The following is a 23,684-nucleotide window of genomic DNA, read 5'->3' as shown; positions in this document are numbered from 1 at the left end:
CGCAGCCACACTTGATAGTGATACGTTTATAGTTTCATTTGCATTTGAGCCAACTTGAAATGCTTTTGTTCCAAAAGACCCATTAAGTAGTTGCTGACCACCAAAAGATGTGGTGTCTGCAATACGTGTTAATTCAGTTTGTAAAGCCGTAACTTCTTTTTGCAGGGCTGTCCTATCTTCATATGAATTGGAGCCATTAGCAGACTGTAATGAAAGCTCACGCATGCGTTGCAAAATATTAGTAGACTCTTGCATTGCGCCCTCAGCAGTTTGCGCCATTGAAATACCATCGTTAGCGTTACGTTGTGCGACTGCTAAACCATTTACTTGTGATGTCAAACGGTTTGAAATTTGTAGGCCTGCTGCATCATCTTTAGCGCTATTAATACGCATGCCAGAAGCTAAACGCTCCATTGAGGTTGCAAGATCAGAACCTGATTGAGATAGGTTACGTTGAGCGTTTAATGAAGATACATTTGTGTTTACTGAAATCATAATAAAACTCCTGATTACTTTCGTAATGTTGCTATTTTAATTCAACCAAGAGCTGTCACAAGTGTATGCTCAGCTCCGTACTGATTAAGTTAACGGCAGGAGAAAATTTATCTTTAATGTTATTTTGATTTATTTTTAAATGTATTAATAAATAATACTTAAATGACTAATTTTTAATAAAATAATAAATTTAATTTTTTATTAAAAGCTCTCTATTTACTTTAACGTACTCCTTAATCGCCAATAAACTAAAAAGCACGCTTTAAAAAGTGTGCTTTTTTATAATTACTTTCCTAGTAGATTACGTTACTAGCCGCCTAATAAACTAATTGCAGCTTGCGGTATTTGGTTTGCCTGGGAAAGTATAGAGGTGCCTGCTTGTTGCAAGATTTGGTTTTTCGTCATTTCTGCTGTTTCAGTTGCAAAGTCTGTATCTTGAATACGACTACGAGATGAAGATACGTTTTCAGAAATGTTTGCAAGGTTGCTAATAGTATGACCAAAACGGTTCTGAATCGCACCTAAATCCGCACGTTGGCTATCTATTTGTGATATTGCTGCATCAATAATAGCCAATGCGTCTTGCGAGCCTGTTTGGGTTCTAATATCAATCTCACTTACAGCTACTGTATCACTTGTCAATTGGCTATCAACATTAGCTGCAGCAACTAATGCATCATCATTGCCAGTAACTGTAAAAGACTTTGATGAATTTAATTGAAGTGCACCTAAGATACGGGTAGAGTCTGTACCGCTACCATCGTCTGCAGTATCAGCTTGTAAAGTAATCGCTGAAGCTGCCTTAGTACCATCATAACCCATAGCTGTAATGTCTGCTTCCAAAGTTGCACTTGCACTACCGTTATCATCAACCTTGTAGTCTTCAATTGTAATATCATCCCCATCGACATCTTCGAGGATTAACTCATTATCATCATTAAACGATGCTGTAACACCTGTTGTAGCACTCTCGGCATTAATGCTATCAGCAATATCGTTCAACGTTGCATTAGCACTAATCGCTTGTCCATTCAAATCAAAGCTTACAGTATCTTCTCCGTCAACATAACCGGTACCTAACTCAAACTGGAGCTGTGTTTTAGCAAGAGCTTCTACACCTGTTTTATTAGAAATACCATTAATGTCTGTAGCTGCTGTCTTAGCGGAAGAATTTGCTTGCATTGTAACTGTTTCATCTTCCCCATTTGCTCCTTTTATAGTATAAGACATTGAATTTGTAATTGGGTTGGTACCTGCAGTATCACCTGATGCAGTTAACGCCTGACCAAAACCATCTGCTGATTGAAGGTTGATCTGCTTTGTTCCTATATCTTCCGCAGCCACATGATACGTTTATAGTTTCATTTGCATTTGAGCCAACTTGAAATGCTTTAGTACCATAAGTTCCATCTAACAATTGCTGCCCACCAAAAGATGTGGTGTCTGAAATACGTGTTAACTCAGTTTGTAAAGCTGTCATTTCTTTTTGTAGGGCTGTTCTATCTTCATATGAATTAGAGCCATTAGCAGACTGTAAAGACAACTCACGCATACGCTGTAAAATATTAGTAGATTCTTGCATAGCGCCTTCAGCAGTTTGCGCCATCGAAATACCATCGTTGGCATTTCGTTGCGCTACAGCTAAGCCGTTTATTTGTGAGGTTAAGCGGTTTGAAATTTGTAGGCCGGCGGCATCATCTTTAGCGCTATTAATGCGCATACCAGAAGCTAAACGCTCCATTGATGTTGCTAAACCATCGCTCGATTTTGTTAAGTTACGTTGTGCGTTTAGTGACGACACATTAGTATTTACTGTTAATGCCATTTTACCATCTCCTAGGTTTAAACAGAGTGTGGTTCAACACGATTTAACAGGAACCACTATTCGATAATTTCTAATTATTAGAAAAGCATTTACTGTGCCAACTTTTAAATAAATATAACTATATGTTTTTAAAGCCTTTTCAATCAAAACATCAAACGTTAATAATAAGTTATCTGGTTAGCTGGAGTGACGACAATTTATTGCCGCTATTTTGAGGGAGGTTTTGCCGCTTTGTATTCACTAAAGCGGCAAGGTATTTCTGCTTATAATATGTTTATAAGTAATCAAATAAAGAAAGGTTTGTTAAACGGCCAAACGTAGCTTGCGACGCTTGCAGTGCGGTTTCTTGTTTAGTGAGTTCACTAATGGCTTCTGCCATGTCTACTTCTACTAAATCAGAAAGGTTGCTTTTGTTTTGAATGTCTTGCGCAAGATTAGAGTCGCTAACTCTTTCAAGTGCATTCATACGCCCACCTAAACTTGCTTGCGTAAACACAACTTGCTCGCTGGCATTTTGTAATTGCACTAAGCCATCGGCTAGTACTTGCTGAAAATCATCACCCTCAAGTGTGCCGTCATTTAAACCTGTAATAAGTGATTGTAATGTATTAAGCACGTTTTCTTTGTGCGGTTTTTCAAGCGTAAAATCGAGTTGGCCAGGTGTACTACCCTCAAATTGAATTTTCATTCCTGAAAACTCAATTGTATTATCATTAACTTCCCCTGTTTGAGGTGGGGTAAGCGGCACACCATCTTGTAGAATTTCATATGTATCTGGATCGTTTGTTGTCGCACCAACGGTTCTGACTACAACACTAAAAGTATTTGCTGTGGGTGACACTGAAGTCCCTAGATCAGCATTGTAATTTGCCTGATGAAACTTATCGAACTCTGTTTGACCATCGACATAAACCGTCCCTGCAGTAATATTATTTGTAGGCGTAGTTACCGGAATCGTAGCTTGATTATCAGTAACATCAAGTCGTGCGTCGCTTTTCTCAAACGTATCAAAACCGTTATCGCTAGATTTAATACTTACCCCTTCAGCAATAGTTATTACATGCTGGCCTTGATCTCCATTATAAGTATATTCACCCGTAGTAGAGTCAAATTGGTAAGGTTGAGTGCTGTCTTGGTAGCCTGAAAAAATAAATTTACCGTCTTCTGAGCGGGTATTCATTAAGTTGACGAGTGTTTTTTGTATGTCACTCAGCTCAGCCGCGATTGACTCTAAATCATCTTGAGTATAAGCACCATTACCTGCTTGAATAGTCAACTCTTGAGCTTGTTGAATATTGGTATTTATGCTTTGTAAGATGGTTTCTTCAGTTTCAAGACGGCCAGTTAATTGGTCAATATTTTTAGTATATTGCTCATTTGTTTGTATTTTATTTGAGTAAAGCATCCCTTGCGAAATAGCAGCAGGTGCTTCTGAGGTCGTTAAATACTTCTGCCCTGTCGTTACTTGCTCTTGTGCATTAGCAACACTTTGTTGGTTATCGAGTATTTTATTAATGTTGTTTTGGTACATTAAGTTATTTGATAAACGCATAATTACCTCGCTGCACTTAATAAGGTGTCAAAAATTTCTTGAGCTGCAGCCAACACTTGAGCTGATGCTGAATATGATTGCTGAAAACGCAGTAAATTGGCAGCCTCTTCATCTAGGTTTACACCTGAGAGCGACTCATACCACGCTTCTGATTGCTGGGCTAACGCATCAAATGCGCTGGCACTGGTAATGGCTTGGCCAGTGACTACGCCAATATCACTCACTAACCCTGAATAGGCTTGGTTAAACGTGTCATGATTGTCGGCAGCGGCTGTTGTCACTACATTTTTACGCACTAATTCGCCATTTTGTAAATCAGCAAGTTTTAAACCATTACGGTTATCATCAAAGCCGCCTTCGTTAAATTCAAGGGTAAAAGTGTCTCCAGTAGCTGGCGTGCCTTCAATATCAAAATCAAAGCCATAGTTGCTATAAGGTACGCCAGCCTGACCCAGTACGCCCTCTGCTGGAGGCGTTACTGTAAACGTAGAGGTGCCATTTGCATCTGTAATTTGATATTCGTTTGCAGTGCCTGTTTTAACTAACGTGATATCGCCATTGGCTAAACCAGGGGTAGTGTTAAAGCCACCCGAGGTAACACTTGTTACTTCTCCGGCTGTAATAGTCGCTGTACCTACATTATCTATGCTGTTAGCTGTACGAATAGGCGATGCCAGTGCTAAGTCTTCACCGCGGCTTGTCGCAAGGGAAATACTGGTTGCCGCCTCTGAGTTAAGTTTAATTTGAAATTTATCCCCGATATTACCTGTACCATTAATTTCTAGTTTTAAGCCAAATGAGTCTTCAACTGTAGCCGGTAGTGGCGGCGTTGCATTAGGATCACCGGGTGTAGCTAATTGTATATCATCAGCATCTATGACGTTACTTGCTGGAATAATTGCTATGGCCGCATCGCCAATAGGCTCGCCTTTATTATCTACGGGCTGAATGCTCACTTCATTTGTATCCGTGTAAGTAACAATAAAGTCGCTGGCCGGTAGCTCACTGCCTTTACCGGGTTCTACAGTTGCAGTCATACCTGCATTACCAGTATTCGCTTGATACGCATAAGCGCCGGCGGTAGGTATATTAAATATATCACCGCCTAGCTCACCGTTAGCATCCATACCCAATTTATTTTGCTCGTTGAACGCATCAGCAATTGCCAATCCCATTTGGCCAATTTGGTTTTGTGCAGGCACAAGTATGTCGTCTCTAAAAGCCAACAAGCCGCCAATTTTGCCTTTTAATTTAGTTGCATCTATTTCTAGCGGCACAGCTTTGCCGCCATTAACGTCAAGCGTCAATTCTTTAAAATTAGGATCGGGGTCGCCCGACAGTGAAAACAAGTTAAATGTACCGTTTTCCATAACTAAAGATTCACCGCTGCCCATAAAGACGAGTTTTTCGCCATTGGGGCCATCAAGTGTTTCTATATCAACAAGCTCTGATAATTCACGAATCGCTAAGTCGCGCTGGTTATAAATAGAGCTTGCGTCAGAGGCGTTATTTGTGCCATTTACGACTGCAATTTCTTGGTTTAACGTATTTATATTTTGGATAAGTGAGTTGGCTTCTTCAGAAAAAATCTCAAGCTGCTCATTTACTATACCTTGTTGCTCAAGCACGATACCCGAAAGCCTATCCATTTGATCAACTAAACTTTGCGCATCGGTCATTACTAATGAGCGAGCAACTGTTGAAGACGGCTGGTTTAGCGCCTCTTGCACGTTATTAAATAATGAATTTATACCCGTTGATAAGTTATTAGACTCTTCTGAAAAAATAGTATCAACACGGTTGGCTTCTGTTACAAATTGATCAAAAAACGATTTATTTGAGGTGTCGCGGTTTAACTGCGACTGGGCAAACTCGTTCAATAACCTGTATGTTTCGCCGCGACCTACTTGGTTATCAACCATCGTGGTAAATTCAGTGCGCTCACGTACGTAGCCTTCTGTATTTACATTGGTGATGTTTTTACTGGTCGTTTGCAACAGCTCAGAGCTTGAACGCACCCCAGCACTGGCAATATTTAATAAACTAAACGACATATTACTTCACTCCTTGGGTAAACGCGCTTGTTGCAATATTTTTAAGCTCACTGCTATTTAGCACTTTTTTTATTTTACTCGCGTAATTAGGATCGGTTGCATAGCCTGCTTTTTGTAGCGAATCTAAAAATTCGTTTGGCTGTGCTGTTTTTTGTAATGCTTCTTCGTAGCGTGGGTTTTGCGTTAAAAAATCGACAAAGTCGTTCACGCTTTCTTTTATAGAATCGTAAGCTCTAAAACTTGCTTGCTTTTTAACAGGGGTACCTTGCTCAAATTCAAGCGTTACTTTGCTTGCTTTATCGCCTTCCCAGCTTTTATCTGATTTAATATTGAACAGGTTATTTGAGCTATTCCCGTCGCTTTTATTAATAATATGCTTACCCCAACCCGTCTCAAGTGCCGCTTGGGCCACCATTACTGCAGGGTTTAAACCAATTTTTTCGGCCGCTGTTTTAGCATGCTCCCACACTGCACTAACAAACTCTTCAGCATTATTAAATGACGACTGTATAGGCTGTGTTGTGGTTTTAGTTTGTGTTGCCGCACTGCTGACTACTAAGTCATCTTTATTTGCTTGCTTTACACTGTGCCCCTTTTCGTGCGGCAGTTCAGAGCCTGCGCGTTTATCACTCATAAAGTCGTTAGTAGTTCTTAATACTGAGCCAGGCATAAAGTTCTCAGCCTCTGGAGAAAGCTGCTGAACAATTAAATCAGCCAAACCCAAAGACCCATTTGATGAAAGCTCAGAAGAGAGCTGCTGGTCGTGCATTTCTTCAAAAAACTTTACGCCACTTGAGTTAAACGGGCTGTCTTCATCTTCAAATGCTTCGTTGGCTTTACGCATCCCTTTTAGAAGCATTTGTGTAAAAATAGCTTCAAATTGTGCCGCTGCTTTTTTTAGCGCCGCTTTAGAGGCATCAGTAGATGCATCACCGCTGTTTAAAGCGTCTTGACGTAAAGTATTAAGATTACTTAAATCAAAAAAGTTTTGCTTGTCGAGGTGATTTGTTTCCATCAGCTTTTTGACACAAAAATGAATAATGCTTAAAGAAATGCAAAAATTGAGCCAAAGAAAGGTAAACAGTAAAAAGCTTAAGTACCTTTTGAGTACTTAAGCTTTATGTGGAAGGGTAAATATTCTAAAAACTAACTAAATAACAACAAGCTGTCCGTTAATTGCACCCGCTTCTTTAAGCGCTTCTAAAATAGCCATTAGGTCTCCAGGTGCTGCGCCTACTTCGTTTATAGCACGCACTAAGTCATCTAAGCTAACGCCGGGGTTAAAAACAAACGCACGAGAATCATCTTGATTAACGTCAATAATACTTTGCTGTGTAACAACAGTTTCGCCTTCTGCTAACGGATTAGGCTGCGTTACATTTTGCTGTTCAGCAATTGTGACTGTTAGGCCGCCATGGGTTATTGCCGCAGGCTGTAGCTTCACATTTTTGCCAATGACAATGGTTCCCGTACGTGAATTAACAATAATTTTGGCTGAAGTGTCAGCAGGCTTAAACTCTAGGTTTTCAAGCGTTGATAAATAAGACACTCGTTGCGATGCATCACGTGGCGCAATAACGCGTACTGAGGCAGCGTCAATAGCTTGTGCACTATTAGGGCCTACCAAGTTGTTAATTGTTGCTTCTAAACGTTTTGCCGTTGTAAAGTCTGGGCGGTTTAAGTTAAAAGTAATGTAGTCGCCTTGCATAAAAGGGCTTTTAACTTCGCGTTCAACAGTGGCTCCGTTAGGTACGCGGCCAACTGTCGGGGTATTAATGACCACTTTACTGCCATCAAGCCCTTGTGCTCCTAAGCCACCCACAATTAGGCTACCTTGGGCTATGGCGTATACGTTTCCATCCACCCCTTTTAAGAAAGTTTGGAGCAAGGTGCCGCCACGTAAACTGCCTGCACTGCCAATAGAAGATACCGTAATATCAATTGTTTGACCCGGCTTTCTAAACGGCGGAAGCTCAGCATGGACTGCCACTGCTGCTACGTTTTTAATTTTAGGGCTTTGTGTTGAAGGCAGCGTAATACCAAAACTGTTTAGCATGCCTCTAAAACTTTGTTGCGTGTAAGAGTTTTGCTCCCCTGTACCAGGTAGCCCCACCACTAAACCATAGCCAACCAATTGGTTAGCACGTACGCCTTCAACCATAGAGACATCTTTTATACGCTCGGCGCTGGCAGAAAATTGCCAGCCTAGCAGTATGATCAAAATAAACGCTTTAATGCTATTCATACTACTATCCTCTAAAACGGAAATAACGAGCTACTAAAGAAACGTGTTAACCACCCTGGGCTTTGCGCTTCTTGTGTTTGTCCTTTACCTGAATATTGAATTCGGGCATTGGCAATTCTATTCGACTCAACCGTGTTATCGGCGCTTACATCTTGCGGACGTACAAGGCCTTCGAGCCTAATAAACTCTTCGCCGGTGTTAAGTGTTAGCCATTTTTCACCACGAATAACTAAGTTACCATTGGGTAAAACACGCATAACATTCACCGAGATATCGCCCACTAAGCTGTTTGACTGATTTGATTTAGAGTCACCGGTAAATGATGAGTCACTACCAATGCCAAACTGAATACTATCGCCACCTATATTGACTGGTAAACCACCTAACCCAATAACGGGGTCTAGGCTGGCTTCGGTTTCTTTATCGGTTTCGGTTTTAGCGGCTTTTGTAGCTTGTGTTGACTCTTCAAGCTTAACGGTAATTATATCGCCGGTTCTAAGTGCTTTTTTGTCTGAATACAAATCATTGAATGTATTGGTGTTAAACAACGAACCCGTTGCAACAACAGGCTCTGCTACAGGCTCTGGGTACATGGGTGCGTAGTAGGGGTCATCTTGAACCACTTCACTATTTTGCGTAGAAACACAGCCACTTAAAAATAAGGTGCCTGCTGCAAATAAAATAACATTACGCATAACTATCCCCTTGTGCACGGTTATAACTGTTGATTGATGTAGCTCATCATTTCGTCAACGGCCGAGATTACTTTTGAGTTCATTTCGTAAACACGTTGAGTTTCGATAAGGTTTACCAATTCTTCCGTTACATTAACGTTTGATGTTTCAAGTGAGCCTTGAATAATAGTTCCTAAGCCTTCTACGCCTGGATTACCTTGAACAGGCGCTCCACTAACAGCGGTTTCGGTGTAAAGGTTTTGACCAATTGGCTCAAGACCCGATGGATTAATAAAGTCACTAATTGTTAGCTGGCCAATCACCACGTTATCGGCTTGCCCTGCAACGCGTACAGATACTTCACCATCTTGAGAGACTGTAATTGATTGCGCATCATCGGGTACATTCATTTCGGGCTGAACAACAAAACCTGCACCGGAGGTAACAATACGACCGTCTTCATCGGTAGTAAATTGCCCATTACGCGAATACGCTATATTGCCATCGGGTTGCAGCACTTCAAAAAAACCTTCGCCTGAAATCATCCAATCGAGTGAGTTTTCGGTGGTGAGCATATTACCTTGCGTAAACTCTTTTTGGTTAGCAACCACTTTTGCACCCGCACCTAGCATTAGGCCAGATGGCAGCTCGGTATCTTGTGAAGAGCGCCCGCCAGGCTGGTTGATGTTTTGATACAGTAAATCTTCAAAAATAGCGCGGCTTTTTTTGTAACCTACGGTACTGGCATTCGCCAAGTTATTTGAAATAACTGAAATATCAGTTTGTTGAGCGTCTAGCCCTGTTTTACTTATCCACAATGCAGGATTCATAAGTATGCCCTCATTTTAAAGTTAAACTATGCGCATCAACTGATCTTGACGTTCGTCAATCTCTTCAGCTGTTTTCATTAGTTTTACTTGTAACTCAAATTGACGTTGGTGGTTGATCATATCGACCATTTCGTGAACTGGATTAACGTTAGACATTTCCAGTGCACCACTTAACACTTTTACATTTGCAGAGGTATCGACGGTTTGCCCAGGTACAGGTCTAAATAAACCATCGTTGCCTTTTTCAAGCTCTCTGCTGTTTCCTTCAACAACGCGCAGCGTGTCTACTTCTTCTAAAAAATTTGCAGGCGCGCCTTGGGGGCGAACCTGTATGGCACCATCTTCACTAAAACTTATTTTTTCAATAGGAACCGGTAAAATTACGGGGCCACCTTCGCCAATAACTTGACGACCATGACTTGTTACCAACATACCTTGCGCAGTAATGTTTAGCGTGCCTACTTTTGTATATGCTTCGTTTCCTGAGTCATCCTGAACCGCAAGCCAGGCGTTATCGCTCATGGCAATATCTAAATCTCGCCCTGTTTCGATTATGCCGCCAGAGGTCATGTTAGAACCTGGTCGCTCTTGCATTGAAAACACGCGCGTTGGTAAGCCCTCGCCAAATGCTTGCATAGAACGCGCTTGCGCAAAGTCAGCTTTAAAACCCGTGGTGTTTGCGTTTGCCAAATTATTGGCTTTAAGTGCAAGCCCTTGTAGGCTTTGCTTAGCGCCGGAGGCTGCAATGTAGACCATTTTGTCCATAACATCGACTCACATAAAAAATCTCTGAGTTGATAAATGCAAAATAGATGCCAGGTTAAATTTGACGCAATATAAGGAAGGTATTGAACGGTTCAGCTACGCTAGTTTTAGCGACATAGCTACAAAAAAGGCTGCAAAAATGCAGCCTTAAAATCTTAACCAAAAATAAGGTTAACTTATCGAATCTGCAAAATACTTTGCTGAATTGTTGAGTTAACTTCAAGCGCTCGTGAGTTCGCTTGGTAGTTACGTTGAGCGGTAATCAAATCAACTAATTCGTTTGTTAAGTTGGTATTTGATTGCTCAAGCGCGGATGAATTAATACTACCCAATGTGCCTGAACCTGGTTCTCCTGCAATAGGCTCCCCTGATGTCAAACTTTTCTTCCAGCTCGTATCGCCTACTTGCGATAAACCTTGAGAGTTTGAAAAACGCACCATAGCAACTTGGCCTAAGAAGGTTGAATCACCATTACTATATGATGCTACTACTTTTCCATCTGTTCCAATATCAATACCCGCTAAACGACCAACGGTAGCGCCATCTTGCTCTAGTGCTTTTACTTCAAAGTTACTTGCATACTGTGTTGGAACTTTGTTATTAGTGCCAGCTTCATCACGCCAACTTACTGATACATCATCGGGAAAACTTGCACCATTAGTTAAAAGTGAAGTCAAACCTGTAGTAGCATCTGACGATAAGTCTATATCAGAAAAAGTTGTAGCCGGTGACGCTACATTAGGCAAACCTGCAGATGTAAATTCAAAAGTATCTATTGGAGTATGTGAACCGGCGGCGGTTTCAGTTCCATCTGTGCCAAAGTTTTTCCCGTCTAAGGTCCCGTAAACTTGCCATTGGTTCGGTGCTGTTACTGGGTCTTGCTTTACAAAGAACAGCTGTAAAACATGTGGCTCACCTAATGAATCATACACAGTGGTGGATGTCGAGCTATTATAGGAGGCACTAGTATTTGAATCAAAAGGAGTAACTGAAGGCTGAGTACTTCGAGAATCTAGATTGAATGATGAATATACTTGACTAGTAGCTCTTGGAGAACCTGACGAGTCAGGTATTTGTAAAGGTGATGATGTGCTTAGGCTCACTGAAGTAGTATCTCCTGTAGCTTCATCAACAGGAAAGCTTTGTAAGAAATTACCTTTTGCATCGACTACAAAATTGTCTTGATTTAGCTTAAATGCGCCAGCACGGGTATAAGAAAAATCTTGAGAGCCAAGGTCTTCACTCATCGCAAAATAACCTTCACCCGTAATAGCTAAATCCAACGAGTTGTTGGTGAACTGCAACGACCCCTGATGAAACTGCTGTGCAACCATAGCTGTCTGAACACCATCACCGTTTTTAGTTTTACCAGAACTGAACACAGAAGATGCATACACATCGACGAACTCAGCTCGTGATTCTTTAAAACCGGTGGTGTTTACATTAGCAATATTATTTGCTGTTACGTCTAAATCTTTTTGAGCGGCAGCTAGGCCTGTAAGTGCGATATTAAAGCTCATAATTCACCTCTAACTTTTAATCTAATAGCCTGCTAGCAGGCGAAATATTTTTTAATTGGTTATGCGATCTCTGCGACATCTGTCAACCTAACCGCACCCTCTTTAGTGTTAATAATAATGCCACTAGAGCCATTGATATTAACGCTTTCAATGTTTTTGAATGTTGCCACCGGTAAGCTTGAAAACTCGCCGTTGGTACTGCCCTCTGCAGTAATGGTGTATTCACCCTCTGGTAGGCGCTCACCGGATTCATTATTACCATCCCAGCTAAAGCGCACTGCACCCGCTGCTTGCGAACCCATATCGATAGTTCTAACCAGTTGCCCAGAAGCATCTGTGACTTTAATTGTTAAATTATCAACGGCTTCTTCAGCAACCGCAGACCCTTTTGCCTCTCCGCTTTCGCCAAGCTCAAGCGTATTAGACTCTAAAAGCGCTTGCTTACCAACCAGCGTTGATGCTTGTAAGGCAGAATTTGAGGTCATTGATGAGGCTAGTGACTCAAAATTTGTGTTTAAATCTGTGATGCCTTGCGCCATGGTAAAATTAGTCATTTGCGCAATCATCTGATCGTTATCAGCCGGATTACTCGGATCTTGATACGATAACTGCTGAGTTAGCAACGAGAAAAAATCTTCTTGTGTTAACGCATCACTCTCTCCATCGCTGGTAGCAACTTGTTGTTCTTGCCAGCGTAGTGAGTCCAAATAAGTTGAACTGCTACTAATATCGTTACTCATAACCTACCCTCGGTTATCGCTGCCCAAGTAACAGCGTTTTGCTTAACATTTGCTTAGCTGCATCGGCAACTTGCACGTTTGTTTGATAAGAGCGAGAAGCAGAGATCATATTTGCCATCTCCTCAACAACATTAACGTTGGGTTTATAGATATAGCCATTTTCATCCGCACTTGGGTGATTAGGGTTATATTCAATTTGTAGTGGTTTGTTACTCTCAACAATTCCCAGCACTTTAACACCAACAGCGGAGCCCTGAGGGTTGCTGGCTGAAGCAGACGCTTTCGTCAGCTCGGCAGCAAATACAGGTTGGCGTGCTCGGTAAGTTTTGTCTTGGGATGAACTAATTGTATTAGCATTCGAAATATTACTCGCGGTGGTATTTAAGCGAACATTTTGTGCACTCATACCACTGCCTGAAATATCAAAAACGTTATATAAACTCATAATTATTATCCTTGACTACCGAGCGCTTTATTCAGGCCCTTAAATTTACTACTTAAAAATTGCAGGCTTGCCTGATACTCCATCGCATTCTGTGTATACAAGTTTCGTTCCACCTGTATATCAACTGAGTTACCATCGCCTGTATCCCCTTGATTTGGAGTGCGAAATAATTCAGAACCACCTACACTTCGAGTACCGCCAGCAATGTGTTTTTCATTGGTAGTAACCATGCTATTGCCGCTTTGCTGAGTTGACCTTGCCGCTTTTAATGCTGAGGCAAAGTCGATATCTTTTGCTTTATAGCCAGGCGTATCAGCATTCGCTATATTTGTGGCAAGTACTTCTGCCCGCTGTGAGCGGATCAACATTGCATGCGGGTGCACACCTAATGCTTTATCAAAACTGATAGCCATAACGTTCTCCAAAAAATTGACTTGCTTAAGTTAAAGCAATTTATAAGCCATTAGTTTTTAGTTACGTTATTTTTTTATAGAGGGTTGTTATTAAATAAAAAAACGACGCTAAGAACGTCGTTTTTTAATAACAAAGTGATGGGATTATTTTTTTTGGTAAATGATTCCAGGGTTACAACGAACCATATCAAACTCATTACTTAAGCCCGTCATCGACTCCGACGCACCTAAAAATAAATACCCTTTTGGGTTTAGTGCTTGGGCAAACTGACCAATTATTTTTGCTTTAACCTCTGGTGAAAAATATATAAGGACATTGCGGCAAAAAATAATATCAAACTTCCCCATTAAGGCGTAAGAATCAAGCAAGTTTAAATGTCTAAAGCTCACCTGTTTTCTAACTGAGTCGACAACTTTTGCCATGCCGTTGCCGCTATCCATAAAGTACTTTTTACGGCGCTCTGCAGATAGGCCTCGCGCTAAAGCCAGCGAATCATATTCAGCGTTTTTACACATATCGAGCATTGTGTTAGAAATATCAGTACCAATAATTTGAGCCCCCATACGCAACACGCCCGGTTGCTTGGCCTGAAACTCAGCAACAGACATGGCAATAGAGTATGGTTCTTGGCCTGAAGAGCTGGCCGCTGACCAAATTTTTAATGGTCGGCGGGCGTCTTTAAACTCTGGAAACAATTTATTTTTTAAAAGCTCAAATGGATATTGATCCCTAAACCACAAGGTTTCGTTAGTGGTCATGGCATCAACTACAGCGGCTCTAAGTTGCCGCTCATGAGGGCCAAGCGTTTTACTCACTAATTGTGATAAAGATTCAACATTAAAACGAGCCATAAGCGGCGCAAGCCTACTTTTTACTAAATACTGCTTGTTTTCGCCTAGCACAATACCACATTGCTGCTCTAAAAATGAGCGAAACTGATCGTAGTCACTTTGCTGCAAATCTTTATTATTCAAATTAATAACACCTATTGTTGTTTAGTCGCAATGAACCCATTTTTTAACTGCTGTTGCCAATTCATCAGGGTTAAATTTTGCAATAAAATCATCCGCGCCTACTTTTTCGATCATCGCCTGATTAAACACCCCACTCAAAGAAGTGTGTAAAATAACATGTAGAGGCGCTAATTTTGGATCTGCTTTAATTTCTGCTGTTAATGTATAGCCGTCCATTTCAGGCATTTCAACATCAGAGATAAGTAAACCTACGCGCTCAGTAATATCATTTTTACAATCAAGCTCGGCTATTTCTTTAAGCCTAACTAAAGCCTCTTTACCATTTTTTGCAAGCTCAGTTTGCACGCCAAGTGGCTCAAGTGCTCTTTTTACTTGGTTACGTGCAACAGCTGAATCGTCGGCAATAAATACAATGCGCTCGCCTAAATCTTTTTGTATTGCACTATCGGCGGCAAGGTCGGCACTAACTTCGGTATTTACTGGACAAATTTCGTTTAAGATTTTTTCTACATCGAGAATTTCAACCAATTCGTTTTCAATCTCGGTAACGGCAGTTAAATAAGAGTAACGCCCTGCTCCTGACGGAGGTGGCATTATTTTTTCCCAGTTCATATTAACGATTCGCTCAACGCCACCAACTAAAAAGCCCTGCACTGAACGATTGTATTCTGCAATTATTATGAAGCTGTCTTTAACATTTTCAATAGGTCGGCCGCCTACGGCCATTGATAAGTCGATAACTGAAATAGTTTGACCACGAATATGAGCCACACCCCGAATGTATGCATTTGATTTAGGCATACTCGTTAAAGGAGGACATTGCAGTACTTCTCTTACTTTAAATACATTGATCCCAAAACGCTGACGCCCTCTGAGCTTAAATAATAGTAATTCTAGGCGGTTCTGCCCAACCAACTGGGTGCGTTGGTTTACTGAGTCTAAAATGCCTGCCATTCAAATCTCCTAAAGAAAACAAATAATGCGGAACGATAATTGCTTTCTGTTTATAAAGCTACATAACATCGCGGGAGCGTCTACTTTTTGACGCAAAATATTTATACCCTGTTTGAAACCATAAGCATAGTCGAAACATTATGAGTTTGTTAAAAAAAGTCAGAAGATACAGTGTTTTTTATTTTCTTGCTAGCCTCTGCTTAGCAACACCTTTGCATGCAAAAGTGTTTAGTAAAGATTTATTACAAGAAATAGCAATTTCTCATATTGCAGAGCAAGTTACCGTGCCACTTGAAAAAAATGTGGAGATTACCGCGCTTGCCCTCGATAGCCGTATTCCTGATAGGGTATGCGAAAACGAGCCAGAATTAGTCGTGCCAAATGAGCCGCCATTTACACGCCAGGTGACTGTACAAATAAAATGTAACGATGCGCAAAGCTGGACTCAATATGTCCATGTAAGAATCGTTAAAATGGCGCCCGTTGTGGTTGCCACGGCAAATCTAGCCCGTGGTGAAGTTATTACTAAGTCTCATTTAAGTGTACAAATGAAGCCTTCGCAGTTTGTTAGGGTACAATATTTAGATAACCCTTTAATGCTTATTGGCAGCCGCAGTAAGCGAAATATAAGAAGCGGTATGCCGGTTTTGCTCAACCAAATTTGTATGGTTTGCAAAGGCGACGCTGTTAATATTTATGCGAGTATTAAAGGACTTAGAATAAAAACCACGGGGATAGCACTTGAAGATGGCACCCTTGGTGAGCAAGTACAGATAAAGAATAAAAAATCCGGTAAAATTTTGAATGCACGCGTAGATGGTGTAGAGTCTGTGCAAGTAAATATTTAATTTCGATTTATACTAAAGTATCCTATGTATATGCCGATAACTTGGCATAAGTTGGGTAATATACAGGTTTATTATTATGGTTAATCAAGTTAATGGCAGTAATCAACAAGCTAATGCGCTTACAAACGCAAAACAGCAACAAGTTGATATTAAAAAAGATAACGCTGCAAGTACACAAACAACACAGACTCCTTCGCCTAAAGCGGCAAGCGATTCAGTGAGCCTGACGCCGCAAGCACAGCAGTTAAAAACACTGCAAGATAAAGCACAGCAATCATCTGGCTTTGATAGTGAAAAGGTCGCTGAGCTTAAAAAAGCGATTACCGAAGGTAAATACCAAATTGATGCTGAAAAGCTGACTAAAAACTTAGCTGATTTTGAGTTTAACGTATATGGCTGATCACAATAGTTTAATTAGCGTTAAATTAAATGAACAAGTTAAATGCTTGGATTCACTATATGCGTTATTAAACGAAGAGCTTAGTATTATTGCCTCTCGCAGAGGTGAAGGTTTAAAAGAACTTGCCCAACAAAAAATGTCTTTTTTAACTAAGCTTACGCAGCTCGATAAAGAGTTGAATAAACTTTTTGCTGCAAATGATGAAAATGCCCCTGAAGTGACTGAACGAGTAGCGCAAGTTAAAGCGCAGTTAGCGCAGTGCCAAAAACAAAATAAAGTAAACTCACATGCTGCCCGCCAAGCACACTTAAGTGTAAAACAATTAAAAGATATTTTAATTGGCGCCCCAACCAGTATGACTTACGACCAAGGCGGTAGTGTAGTTAATACCGACAGCAAGCTGGTTCGTAACCTAAAAGCTTAACTGCTTTTATCTATCCTAATTTATTAAAAAAGCCCTTATTGAAGTCTCAATAAGGGCTTTTTTAGGTTTACTACTTAGCACAAAATAATAACCACACTTTTGATTAAGTGAGTTTTAGAAACCCACTTCAGCTATTTAACTGAAGTGGGTTACTGATTTAAATATCTGTTTGGTTATTACCATTTTCAATTAAGTGTTTAATCATTTCCTCTGATTGATTTTGAACATCAACTGCTGGCGCTGCCTCATCAACACTTCCTCCACTTTGTGCAGGGCTATAAGCAATTGCAGAGCCTTCATCGTCAATCAAGGTATTAAGAGCAACGAGTTGCTCGGTGTCTTCGTCAGTAATTACATCATTGATATTAAGGGGCTCTGTAGAGCTCATTGACACCGTTTGCTCTGTACTCGATAAAGCACTTACATTACTTAAATTAACCGTTTCTCCTAAAGCATCGCTGGTTACTGCTTCATTTGGCATAGTAGCGCCTAATGCTGCTTCTTCGCTAAACGGCTCAGCGGCCCCTTCTAAGCCAAATGTTGTATCGGTGGCACTTGCACTACTTCCTGCGCTAGCAAGTTGTGGGTCGTTTCCTTGGTCAATAATATTGTCATTAATATCCTTAATTAAATAATTACCGGCTTCATCAACTGTGATAAAGCGATAATCAGACCAAGAACCTAAATCAAGAACTGATAATAATGAACTCCAATTTCCATTCTCATCAGGTTGAACTTCCATAGCGCTTTCTAGCACATTTAAGTTTAGGTTTAACACCTCAAGGCCAAGTAAGTTTGCTCCTACAACATATACACTATTTCCTTCTTCTACTGTACCTTCTGCAGTTAAACCTATTCCTAGTAAGCCCCAGTAATAGTTAGACACTTCGAAGTCTACCGGCGTTGTGTCAATCACTAACCCAGATAAGCTTCCACTTGAAGTAACATTTCCAGATTCATCAGTAGCGGTAGCCGTTACAGTGTATGCCCCATCGAGTAAAGCGTTGTCTGGTGATACGCTCCATACACCTGTCTCACCCGCTGTTGTATCCTTGGTTACAACAGTACCGCTTTCATCTATAAAGCTTACGGTAATATCTTCATTTGCTCCTGCGGTACCGGTGATCTTAGGTGTGCTATCGGCTGTTAATTCTAAACCAGAGTTAATTACTATGCCTGAATCAACTATGCTGCTTATAGATTGCTCGCCAATATTACCTGCATTATCAAGTACGCTTACATCAACACTGTAGTTCCCTTCACTAAGAGGCTGCGAAGCTGTAACACTCCACGACCCATCTGTGTTTACCGTTGTTGAAACATTGTGTGTTTCACCTAGTGCGTCAGTAAACATCACCATAACTGCAGCTCCAGCAAAACTTCCGGTTACCGAGCCTGTAATAGTCGGTGTGGTATCTTGGCCTACTGCAATAGGGTCTATAAATACAATAGGTGCTGTGTAATCAGTACTTGAAACCATGGTATCGCTTGATGAGTTTCCTGCAGCATCACTCACTGTTGCAGTAGCACTAAAATCGCCTTCACTAAGCGGCGTAACAGCTGTGACTGACCAAGTTCCGTTACCTGCCACTTGCGCAGTTAATGTTTGCGAATCACTATTAGCATCAGTAAGTACTACGCTTATGGTTGTACCTGCCGGAGCATCACTTGTACCTGAGATGGTTGGCAGTGAGTTATTCGTAACTGCAAGTTCATTAATTTCAATTGTAGGCGGAGTTAAGTCAACTATGCCATTAAGACTTGTAGAGCTTGTAAGGTTTAAGTTTTCGACTGTCGCATCAACCGTAAATGCACCTTCAGCTAATGGAGTGGTCGGTATTAATGTCCATACACCAGCAATAGCTTGAGTGTTATAGGTTGTTGCATTACCACTGCTATCTGTAATAACAACTTCTACATTACCGTTTATTACATCGGTAGTACCACTAATAGTAGGGGTTGTATCGCTTGTATCTATTATTGGGTTAATTAATAGACTCGGTAAAGTGGTGCTCACAACGCCCGTTTGCGTCACCGTTGCTATATTGCCTGCGTTATCAATACTAATAGCCTCAACGGTTAAATCGCCCTCAGCAAGTAAAGGTGCAACAACAAGCCACGTGCCATCTCCTAATACTGTTGTAGTAACTTCATAAAGTGTGTTTGCAGAGTCGGTAATATTAACAGTGATTAAGCTACCGGTTTCTTCGTCACTGGTGCCAGTAATAGTTGGCGTTAGCGTGTTAAGTACACCAAAGGCGTCTATTTCTAACGATGGCGGTATGGTATCAATCGTCACTTGCTCAGTAGTAGATTGGCCTACATTACCCGCAGCATCAGTAATACTTGCAAATACACTATATATACCATCAGGTAGGCTCGTGGTTACTAATGACCACGTGCCATCGCTACCAACAAGGGCATCAAATACTGTTGCGTTGCCGTTACTATCTATCACAGTTACATCAATGTCTGTGCCCGGAGCCTCCTCTGAAGTACCAGAAATAGTTAGAATGTCAGTATTGCTGATGCTCAACGGTAAAATATCTACCACAGGCACTAACGTATCAACAACAAACTCGAGCGTTTGTGTTACTACATTGCCGGCATCATCAGTGATACTCACGTTGGCAACATGCTGCCCTTCAGTCAGCGCATCAACCTCCAGTGAAAATAGCCCTGCTGCATTCACTGTTGTTGTTAGTACTGAGCCTCCGTCCAGCTGAATCTCTACCACTCCATTAATTAAATCACTGGTCCCTTGAATAATTGGAGTAGAATCTGACGTTGTACCAATCACTTGCAAATTAAGCGTTGGCGAGATGGTATCTACTACACTGCTTAGCAGCTGTGTAGCTGTGATCCCGACTTCACTTAATACATTTACAGTTACAGTAAACACGCCCTCAGCAAGTGATTGAGGAACCTGTACAGTCCATGAATTATCTGCCTGCACTATAGCAACCAAATCTTGTGCTATGTTATCGCTATCTACCACTCTCACTAGCACTTCGGTGCCTGGAGCTTGGTCGGTCGTACCGCTAATTACTGGTAAATCACCCTCGCCAGCTACAAAGTCAACCACCGCATTAAGTAACGGCGTTGAAGCATCTACATCTGCCGTCGTAATAGTGGTGGTGTTACCCGCTTCATCAGTTGCGGAGGCTTCAACAACTGATAAGCCAATAATATTAACCGCTAGGCCTAATAACTCCCAATCTCCATTGGCATCGGTGGTTACATCGTAAGTTAAGTTAGCCAAATCACCTGCTAATTCTAAATTAACGGTGACTGTTTTACCTTCACCTAAATCGGAAGTACCAGATAAAGATACTAGCTGTCCTAATACGAACGAAGGCACAATAGTAAGCTCTGGCCCTACTGTATCTACTTCGCCACCTGTTTTACTATCAACAGAGGTATTTCCTGCGCTATCAGTAATCGTTGCCGAAACACTGTAAACCCCCTCTGCTAATACGTTGTCTGCAGCGGCTTGCCAGTCTCCATTAGCATCCGTTTGTACGGTAATTTGATGCGATGCGCCAGCTGAGTCAGTAAACGTAACGAAAACGTTTGTATTTGGCTCGTTTGATGTGCCACTAATTAATGGCGTGCTGTCTTGGGTAAGTATTAATGAACTTTGATCAATACTAATTTCTGGCGCAATTGTATCTATATTAGCGTTAGTGATATTGCTGCCTGTATTTCCGGCATTATCAGTAATAAATACTTCTACTGAATATGCCCCTTGCGAAAGACTATTGCTTGCCTCTACTGACCAAGTTCCACCGGCTTGCACCGTTGTATTGACAGTATGCGCATTACCTTGGAAGTCGGTAAATACCACAGCAACCACATCTCCTACGGCTGCACCTGTTACACTGCCAGAAACGCTAGGTGTTAAATCTGTACTACCTACAATATCGTTAATGCTAACCACTGGTGCGGTTATATCAACCACACCGGTAGTGCTAGTATTTACAGGGTTCCCCGCGGTATCACTTGTTGATGCAGTAACAGTATATGTGCCTTCGCTAAGCGATAAAGGAGCTGCAACTGACCATGTGCCATTTGCACCTACTGTGGCATTAACTGTTTGCTCTGCGCCTAAGCTATCTGTAATCAAAATAGCGACTATCGCGCCTTGTGGGGCTGTACTTGTACCTGAAATTGTAGGCGTTGTATCATTACTCGTTAGTAGCGGTGTAATATTCAATTCTGGGGCTGTTAAATCTATCAGCCCTGTATCTGTTACACTGCTGGTTAAGCCACCTTCAGTCACACTGGCTGAAACAGTAAACGTGCCCTCAGGAAGGATATTTGTCGCATCTACACTCCATGTATTATCAGTTACAGTTGTTGTAACCGTGTGCGAGACATTATTAACATCGGTAATAGTAACCGTAACTAGCGTACCATTTGCAGCACTACTCGACCCAGAAAGCGTAGGTGTTTGATCGTTTGTATCAACAATAGTGTTTATATTAATGGTAGGTGCATTAGTATTAAGCGTAGCAGTAGCATTTGCTTCACTACTGTTACCTGCAGTATCAGTAATACTTGCTGAAACTGTCACTTGTCCATCAGTTAATGGCGTGGTTACATCAACACTCCAGGCCCCGCCTGCACCCACCGTCGTTGTGTAGGTATCAGTGCTATCACCATCAGTAATTGTGACATTAATTGTAGTACCTTCAACCTCATTAGATGTACCTGAAATAGTAGGCGTGCTGCTATTAATTGTACCTAATGCGTCAATGTTAATGGTTGGTGCTTGAGTATCAACAAGCCCTGTTCCAGTCGCTGAACCTGTATTATTAGCATCGTCGGTAATACTAACAACAACACTATAATTTCCTTCAGGTAAATTAGGCGCTGTTGTTTGCCAATTACCATTTGCATCAACCGTAGCGGCTAACGTATGCGTATCACCATTACTATCTGTAATAACAATATCTACATTTGTGCCAGTAGGTTCACCAGATGTACCACTAATAACTGGCGTATCTGTGTTAAATACGGTTATGTCGTCCAATGCGACTATTGGTATCTGAGTATCAATTGTTAAGTCGATTGTTGTGCTAGTGATATTATTGGCGTCGTCAGCAACATTAATTTGCGCCGTATAGTTACCATCTGTAAGTGCAGTTGGTACCTCTACCTGCCAATTTCCATCAGCATCGACTACCGCAAAAAAGGTTTGGCCATCAATGCTAATTATTACATCAGCACCTATGGCATCACTGGTGCCTGATAGGGTTGGCGTTGTATCTGCTGTCGTGTCGATAGGATTAACGCTAAGAGTAGGTGCTATGCTGTCTATTTCACCTTGTGCTTGCTCTGTGGTTAAATTACCAACATCGTCTCTTACCTCTGCGGTAACAGTGTACTGCCCTTGTGCTAACTCGGTTGGCACTTCAACAGACCAACTTCCATTAGCTTGAACTATGGCCGTAAACTGCTGGCTTTGACCTGCACTATCTACAACGGTTAGTTCTACCTCGGTTCCTTGAACCATATCAGTAACACCAGAAATCACCGGCGTTGCATCATTCGATAATGCATCTACAGTAACGGTAAGCGCAGGTGCTTCATTATCAAAATTAAGTGAGTTGACGCTCGCAACATTGCCGGCTGCATCACTTGCAGTTGCAGTAACATACGCAAGACTAAGCAGAGGTACTGTTATGTTGGCAAGTCCCCATGTGCCATCAGCATTCGTGGTAGCAGTGTAGGTAGCGCCTACAGCACCGCCAACAAGATACTCAGTAATGGTGATCACTGACCCTTCTGGTAAATCAGAATCCCCTGAAAGAGAAACTAAGTTGCCAAGTAAGAACGAAGGAATGATCTCTAAAGTCGGTGGAGTTACATCCACTTCACCGCTGTCTGTCCCTGTGCCCGTGTTGCCCGCTGCATCCGTGATGCTCGCGCTGACACTGTAGTTACCTTCAGCTAAATNCCGCTGTCTGTCCCTGTGCCCGTGTTGCCCGCTGCATCCGTGATGCTCGCGCTGACGCTGTAACTCCCTTCGGCTAAATCAGTCGCTGGGGTGGCACTCCAATTACCATTGGCATCGGTTTGTACATCAATAGTTTGTACGGCATTGGCTGCATCGGTAAAGGTTATCGTGACGGTGCTGTTTGGTGCATCACTGGTGCCCGTAACCGTTGGCGAGCTGTCGTTGGTGAGCGCTGGTGCATCCACACTCACACTTGGCGCGGTGGTATCGATGTTACCGCTGCTGCTGATATCAGTGCTGTTACCTGCATCATCGCTAATGCTGGCCTCAATGCTGTAAGGCCCTTCTGCAAGTGCCGTCGGTACTTCGACTGAGAAGTTGCCGCTCGCATCCACGGTGGTGGTAAAGGTTTGCTGGGCTCCTAAATCATCGATAACCGTAAAGGTGATCACGGTGCCTTCAACCGCATCACTGGTGCCGCTTAGGGTCGGTGTAACATCGTTACTTGAACCTGGGCTGGTTAAATCAAGCGTTGGCGCAACGGTATCAACCTCCCCTGCCCC

At 41.8% G+C, this 23,684-nt stretch carries 18 protein-coding genes and 2 pseudogenes; 3 read left to right on the top strand and 17 right to left on the bottom strand.

Translation table 11 applies throughout. The features are described from left to right. The 15 genes and pseudogenes from AN390_RS19380 to AN390_RS19310 form a co-directional block, all read right to left on the bottom strand. Positions 1 to 498: pseudogene (locus AN390_RS19380) on the bottom strand (flagellin); the annotation flags it as partial. A 306-nt stretch (positions 499 to 804) separates the two neighbouring features. Continuing rightward, a pseudogene (locus AN390_RS19970) lies at positions 805 to 2,320 on the bottom strand (flagellin). 274 nt (positions 2,321 to 2,594) lie between these two features. Next, positions 2,595 to 3,872, bottom strand: coding sequence for a flagellar hook-associated protein FlgL (gene flgL, locus AN390_RS19370; protein ID WP_055255811.1), 1,278 nt, complete (start codon positions 3,870 to 3,872; stop codon positions 2,595 to 2,597). Between the two features lie 2 nt (positions 3,873 to 3,874). Continuing rightward, entirely contained in the window at positions 3,875 to 5,926 is a 2,052-nt protein-coding gene (gene flgK, locus AN390_RS19365) for a flagellar hook-associated protein FlgK (protein ID WP_055255809.1), read from the bottom strand. Position 5,927: 1 nt separating this feature from the next. Beyond that, the gene (gene flgJ / locus AN390_RS19360) at positions 5,928 to 6,941 is read right to left on the bottom strand and encodes a flagellar assembly peptidoglycan hydrolase FlgJ (RefSeq protein ID WP_055255807.1); all 1,014 of its coding nucleotides are present in this window, start codon (positions 6,939 to 6,941) and stop codon (positions 5,928 to 5,930) included. A gap of 135 nt (positions 6,942 to 7,076) precedes the next feature. Continuing rightward, complete coding sequence (locus tag AN390_RS19355; RefSeq protein ID WP_004588022.1) at positions 7,077 to 8,171, bottom strand: flagellar basal body P-ring protein FlgI; 1,095 nt, start codon at positions 8,169 to 8,171, stop codon at positions 7,077 to 7,079. A gap of 11 nt (positions 8,172 to 8,182) precedes the next feature. Continuing rightward, positions 8,183 to 8,866, bottom strand: coding sequence for a flagellar basal body L-ring protein FlgH (gene flgH / locus AN390_RS19350; RefSeq protein WP_004588021.1), 684 nt, complete (start codon positions 8,864 to 8,866; stop codon positions 8,183 to 8,185). Between the two features lie 20 nt (positions 8,867 to 8,886). Then, entirely contained in the window at positions 8,887 to 9,675 is a 789-nt protein-coding gene (flgG, locus tag AN390_RS19345) for a flagellar basal-body rod protein FlgG (RefSeq protein WP_004588020.1), read from the bottom strand. Between the two features lie 21 nt (positions 9,676 to 9,696). After that, positions 9,697 to 10,440, bottom strand: coding sequence for a flagellar basal body rod protein FlgF (locus AN390_RS19340; RefSeq protein ID WP_004588019.1), 744 nt, complete (start codon positions 10,438 to 10,440; stop codon positions 9,697 to 9,699). 176 nt (positions 10,441 to 10,616) lie between these two features. After that, positions 10,617 to 11,960, bottom strand: coding sequence for a flagellar hook protein FlgE (flgE, locus tag AN390_RS19335; protein WP_029773925.1), 1,344 nt, complete (start codon positions 11,958 to 11,960; stop codon positions 10,617 to 10,619). Positions 11,961 to 12,019: 59 nt separating this feature from the next. Then, entirely contained in the window at positions 12,020 to 12,700 is a 681-nt protein-coding gene (locus AN390_RS19330; RefSeq protein ID WP_029773926.1) for a flagellar hook assembly protein FlgD, read from the bottom strand. A gap of 13 nt (positions 12,701 to 12,713) precedes the next feature. Beyond that, positions 12,714 to 13,145, bottom strand: coding sequence for a flagellar basal body rod protein FlgC (flgC, locus tag AN390_RS19325; RefSeq protein WP_004588016.1), 432 nt, complete (start codon positions 13,143 to 13,145; stop codon positions 12,714 to 12,716). A gap of 5 nt (positions 13,146 to 13,150) precedes the next feature. Next, positions 13,151 to 13,558, bottom strand: coding sequence for a flagellar basal body rod protein FlgB (gene flgB / locus AN390_RS19320; protein WP_029773927.1), 408 nt, complete (start codon positions 13,556 to 13,558; stop codon positions 13,151 to 13,153). Between the two features lie 144 nt (positions 13,559 to 13,702). Then, positions 13,703 to 14,533, bottom strand: a complete 831-nt coding sequence (locus AN390_RS19315; protein WP_029773928.1) for a protein-glutamate O-methyltransferase CheR — start codon at positions 14,531 to 14,533, stop codon at positions 13,703 to 13,705. Positions 14,534 to 14,554: 21 nt separating this feature from the next. Beyond that, on the bottom strand, positions 14,555 to 15,487 hold the full coding sequence (locus AN390_RS19310; protein ID WP_004588013.1) for a chemotaxis protein CheV: 933 nt from the start codon (positions 15,485 to 15,487) through the stop codon (positions 14,555 to 14,557). Positions 15,488 to 15,627: 140 nt separating this feature from the next. Between AN390_RS19310 and flgA the strand changes: the two genes are divergently transcribed. The 3 genes from flgA (at position 15,628) to flgN (ending at position 17,159) form a co-directional block, all read left to right on the top strand. After that, entirely contained in the window at positions 15,628 to 16,335 is a 708-nt protein-coding gene (gene flgA, locus AN390_RS19305; RefSeq protein ID WP_054982971.1) for a flagellar basal body P-ring formation chaperone FlgA, read from the top strand. 76 nt (positions 16,336 to 16,411) lie between these two features. After that, on the top strand, positions 16,412 to 16,735 hold the full coding sequence (gene flgM / locus AN390_RS19300; protein ID WP_004588011.1) for a flagellar biosynthesis anti-sigma factor FlgM: 324 nt from the start codon (positions 16,412 to 16,414) through the stop codon (positions 16,733 to 16,735). Continuing rightward, entirely contained in the window at positions 16,728 to 17,159 is a 432-nt protein-coding gene (gene flgN, locus AN390_RS19295; RefSeq protein WP_054982970.1) for a flagellar protein FlgN, read from the top strand. Before flgM ends, flgN begins: the two co-directional genes overlap by 8 nt. 157 nt (positions 17,160 to 17,316) lie before the next feature. On the opposite strand, the gene AN390_RS19290 is transcribed toward flgN, so the two are convergent. Further along, positions 17,317 to 23,037, bottom strand: coding sequence for an Ig-like domain-containing protein (locus AN390_RS19290; protein WP_157686058.1), 5,721 nt, complete (start codon positions 23,035 to 23,037; stop codon positions 17,317 to 17,319). Positions 23,038 to 23,114: 77 nt separating this feature from the next. Next, positions 23,115 to 23,684: Ig-like domain-containing protein (locus AN390_RS19285; protein ID WP_173644044.1), on the bottom strand; the 570-nt coding region annotated here is incomplete at its 5' end.

This window comes from Pseudoalteromonas sp. P1-11 (assembly GCF_001399995.1).
GTDB lineage: Bacteria > Pseudomonadota > Gammaproteobacteria > Enterobacterales > Alteromonadaceae > Pseudoalteromonas > Pseudoalteromonas atlantica.
The sequence above is the reverse complement of the archived record's forward strand: the minus strand, read 5'-3'. Positions and strand labels throughout refer to the sequence as shown.

Excerpts from the sequence above, each read along its gene's own strand:
- flgE (WP_029773925.1), bottom strand. The coding sequence starts at position 11,960 with ATGAGCTTTAATATCGCACTTACAGGCCTAGCTGCCGCTCAAAAAGAT.
- AN390_RS19330 (WP_029773926.1), bottom strand. The coding sequence starts at position 12,700 with ATGAGTAACGATATTAGTAGCAGTTCAACTTATTTGGACTCACTACGC.
- AN390_RS19355 (WP_004588022.1), bottom strand. The coding sequence starts at position 8,171 with ATGAATAGCATTAAAGCGTTTATTTTGATCATACTGCTAGGCTGGCAA.
- flgH (WP_004588021.1), bottom strand. The coding sequence starts at position 8,866 with ATGCGTAATGTTATTTTATTTGCAGCAGGCACCTTATTTTTAAGTGGC.
- AN390_RS19340 (WP_004588019.1), bottom strand. The coding sequence starts at position 10,440 with ATGGACAAAATGGTCTACATTGCAGCCTCCGGCGCTAAGCAAAGCCTA.
- flgK (WP_055255809.1), bottom strand. The coding sequence starts at position 5,926 with ATGTCGTTTAGTTTATTAAATATTGCCAGTGCTGGGGTGCGTTCAAGC.
- flgL (WP_055255811.1), bottom strand. The coding sequence starts at position 3,872 with ATGCGTTTATCAAATAACTTAATGTACCAAAACAACATTAATAAAATA.
- flgJ (WP_055255807.1), bottom strand. The coding sequence starts at position 6,941 with ATGGAAACAAATCACCTCGACAAGCAAAACTTTTTTGATTTAAGTAAT.
- flgG (WP_004588020.1), bottom strand. The coding sequence starts at position 9,675 with ATGAATCCTGCATTGTGGATAAGTAAAACAGGGCTAGACGCTCAACAA.
- flgC (WP_004588016.1), bottom strand. The coding sequence starts at position 13,145 with ATGAGTTTATATAACGTTTTTGATATTTCAGGCAGTGGTATGAGTGCA.
- flgA (WP_054982971.1), top strand. The coding sequence starts at position 15,628 with ATGAGTTTGTTAAAAAAAGTCAGAAGATACAGTGTTTTTTATTTTCTT.
- flgN (WP_054982970.1), top strand. The coding sequence starts at position 16,728 with ATGGCTGATCACAATAGTTTAATTAGCGTTAAATTAAATGAACAAGTT.
- AN390_RS19310 (WP_004588013.1), bottom strand. The coding sequence starts at position 15,487 with ATGGCAGGCATTTTAGACTCAGTAAACCAACGCACCCAGTTGGTTGGG.
- flgB (WP_029773927.1), bottom strand. The coding sequence starts at position 13,558 with ATGGCTATCAGTTTTGATAAAGCATTAGGTGTGCACCCGCATGCAATG.
- flgM (WP_004588011.1), top strand. The coding sequence starts at position 16,412 with ATGGTTAATCAAGTTAATGGCAGTAATCAACAAGCTAATGCGCTTACA.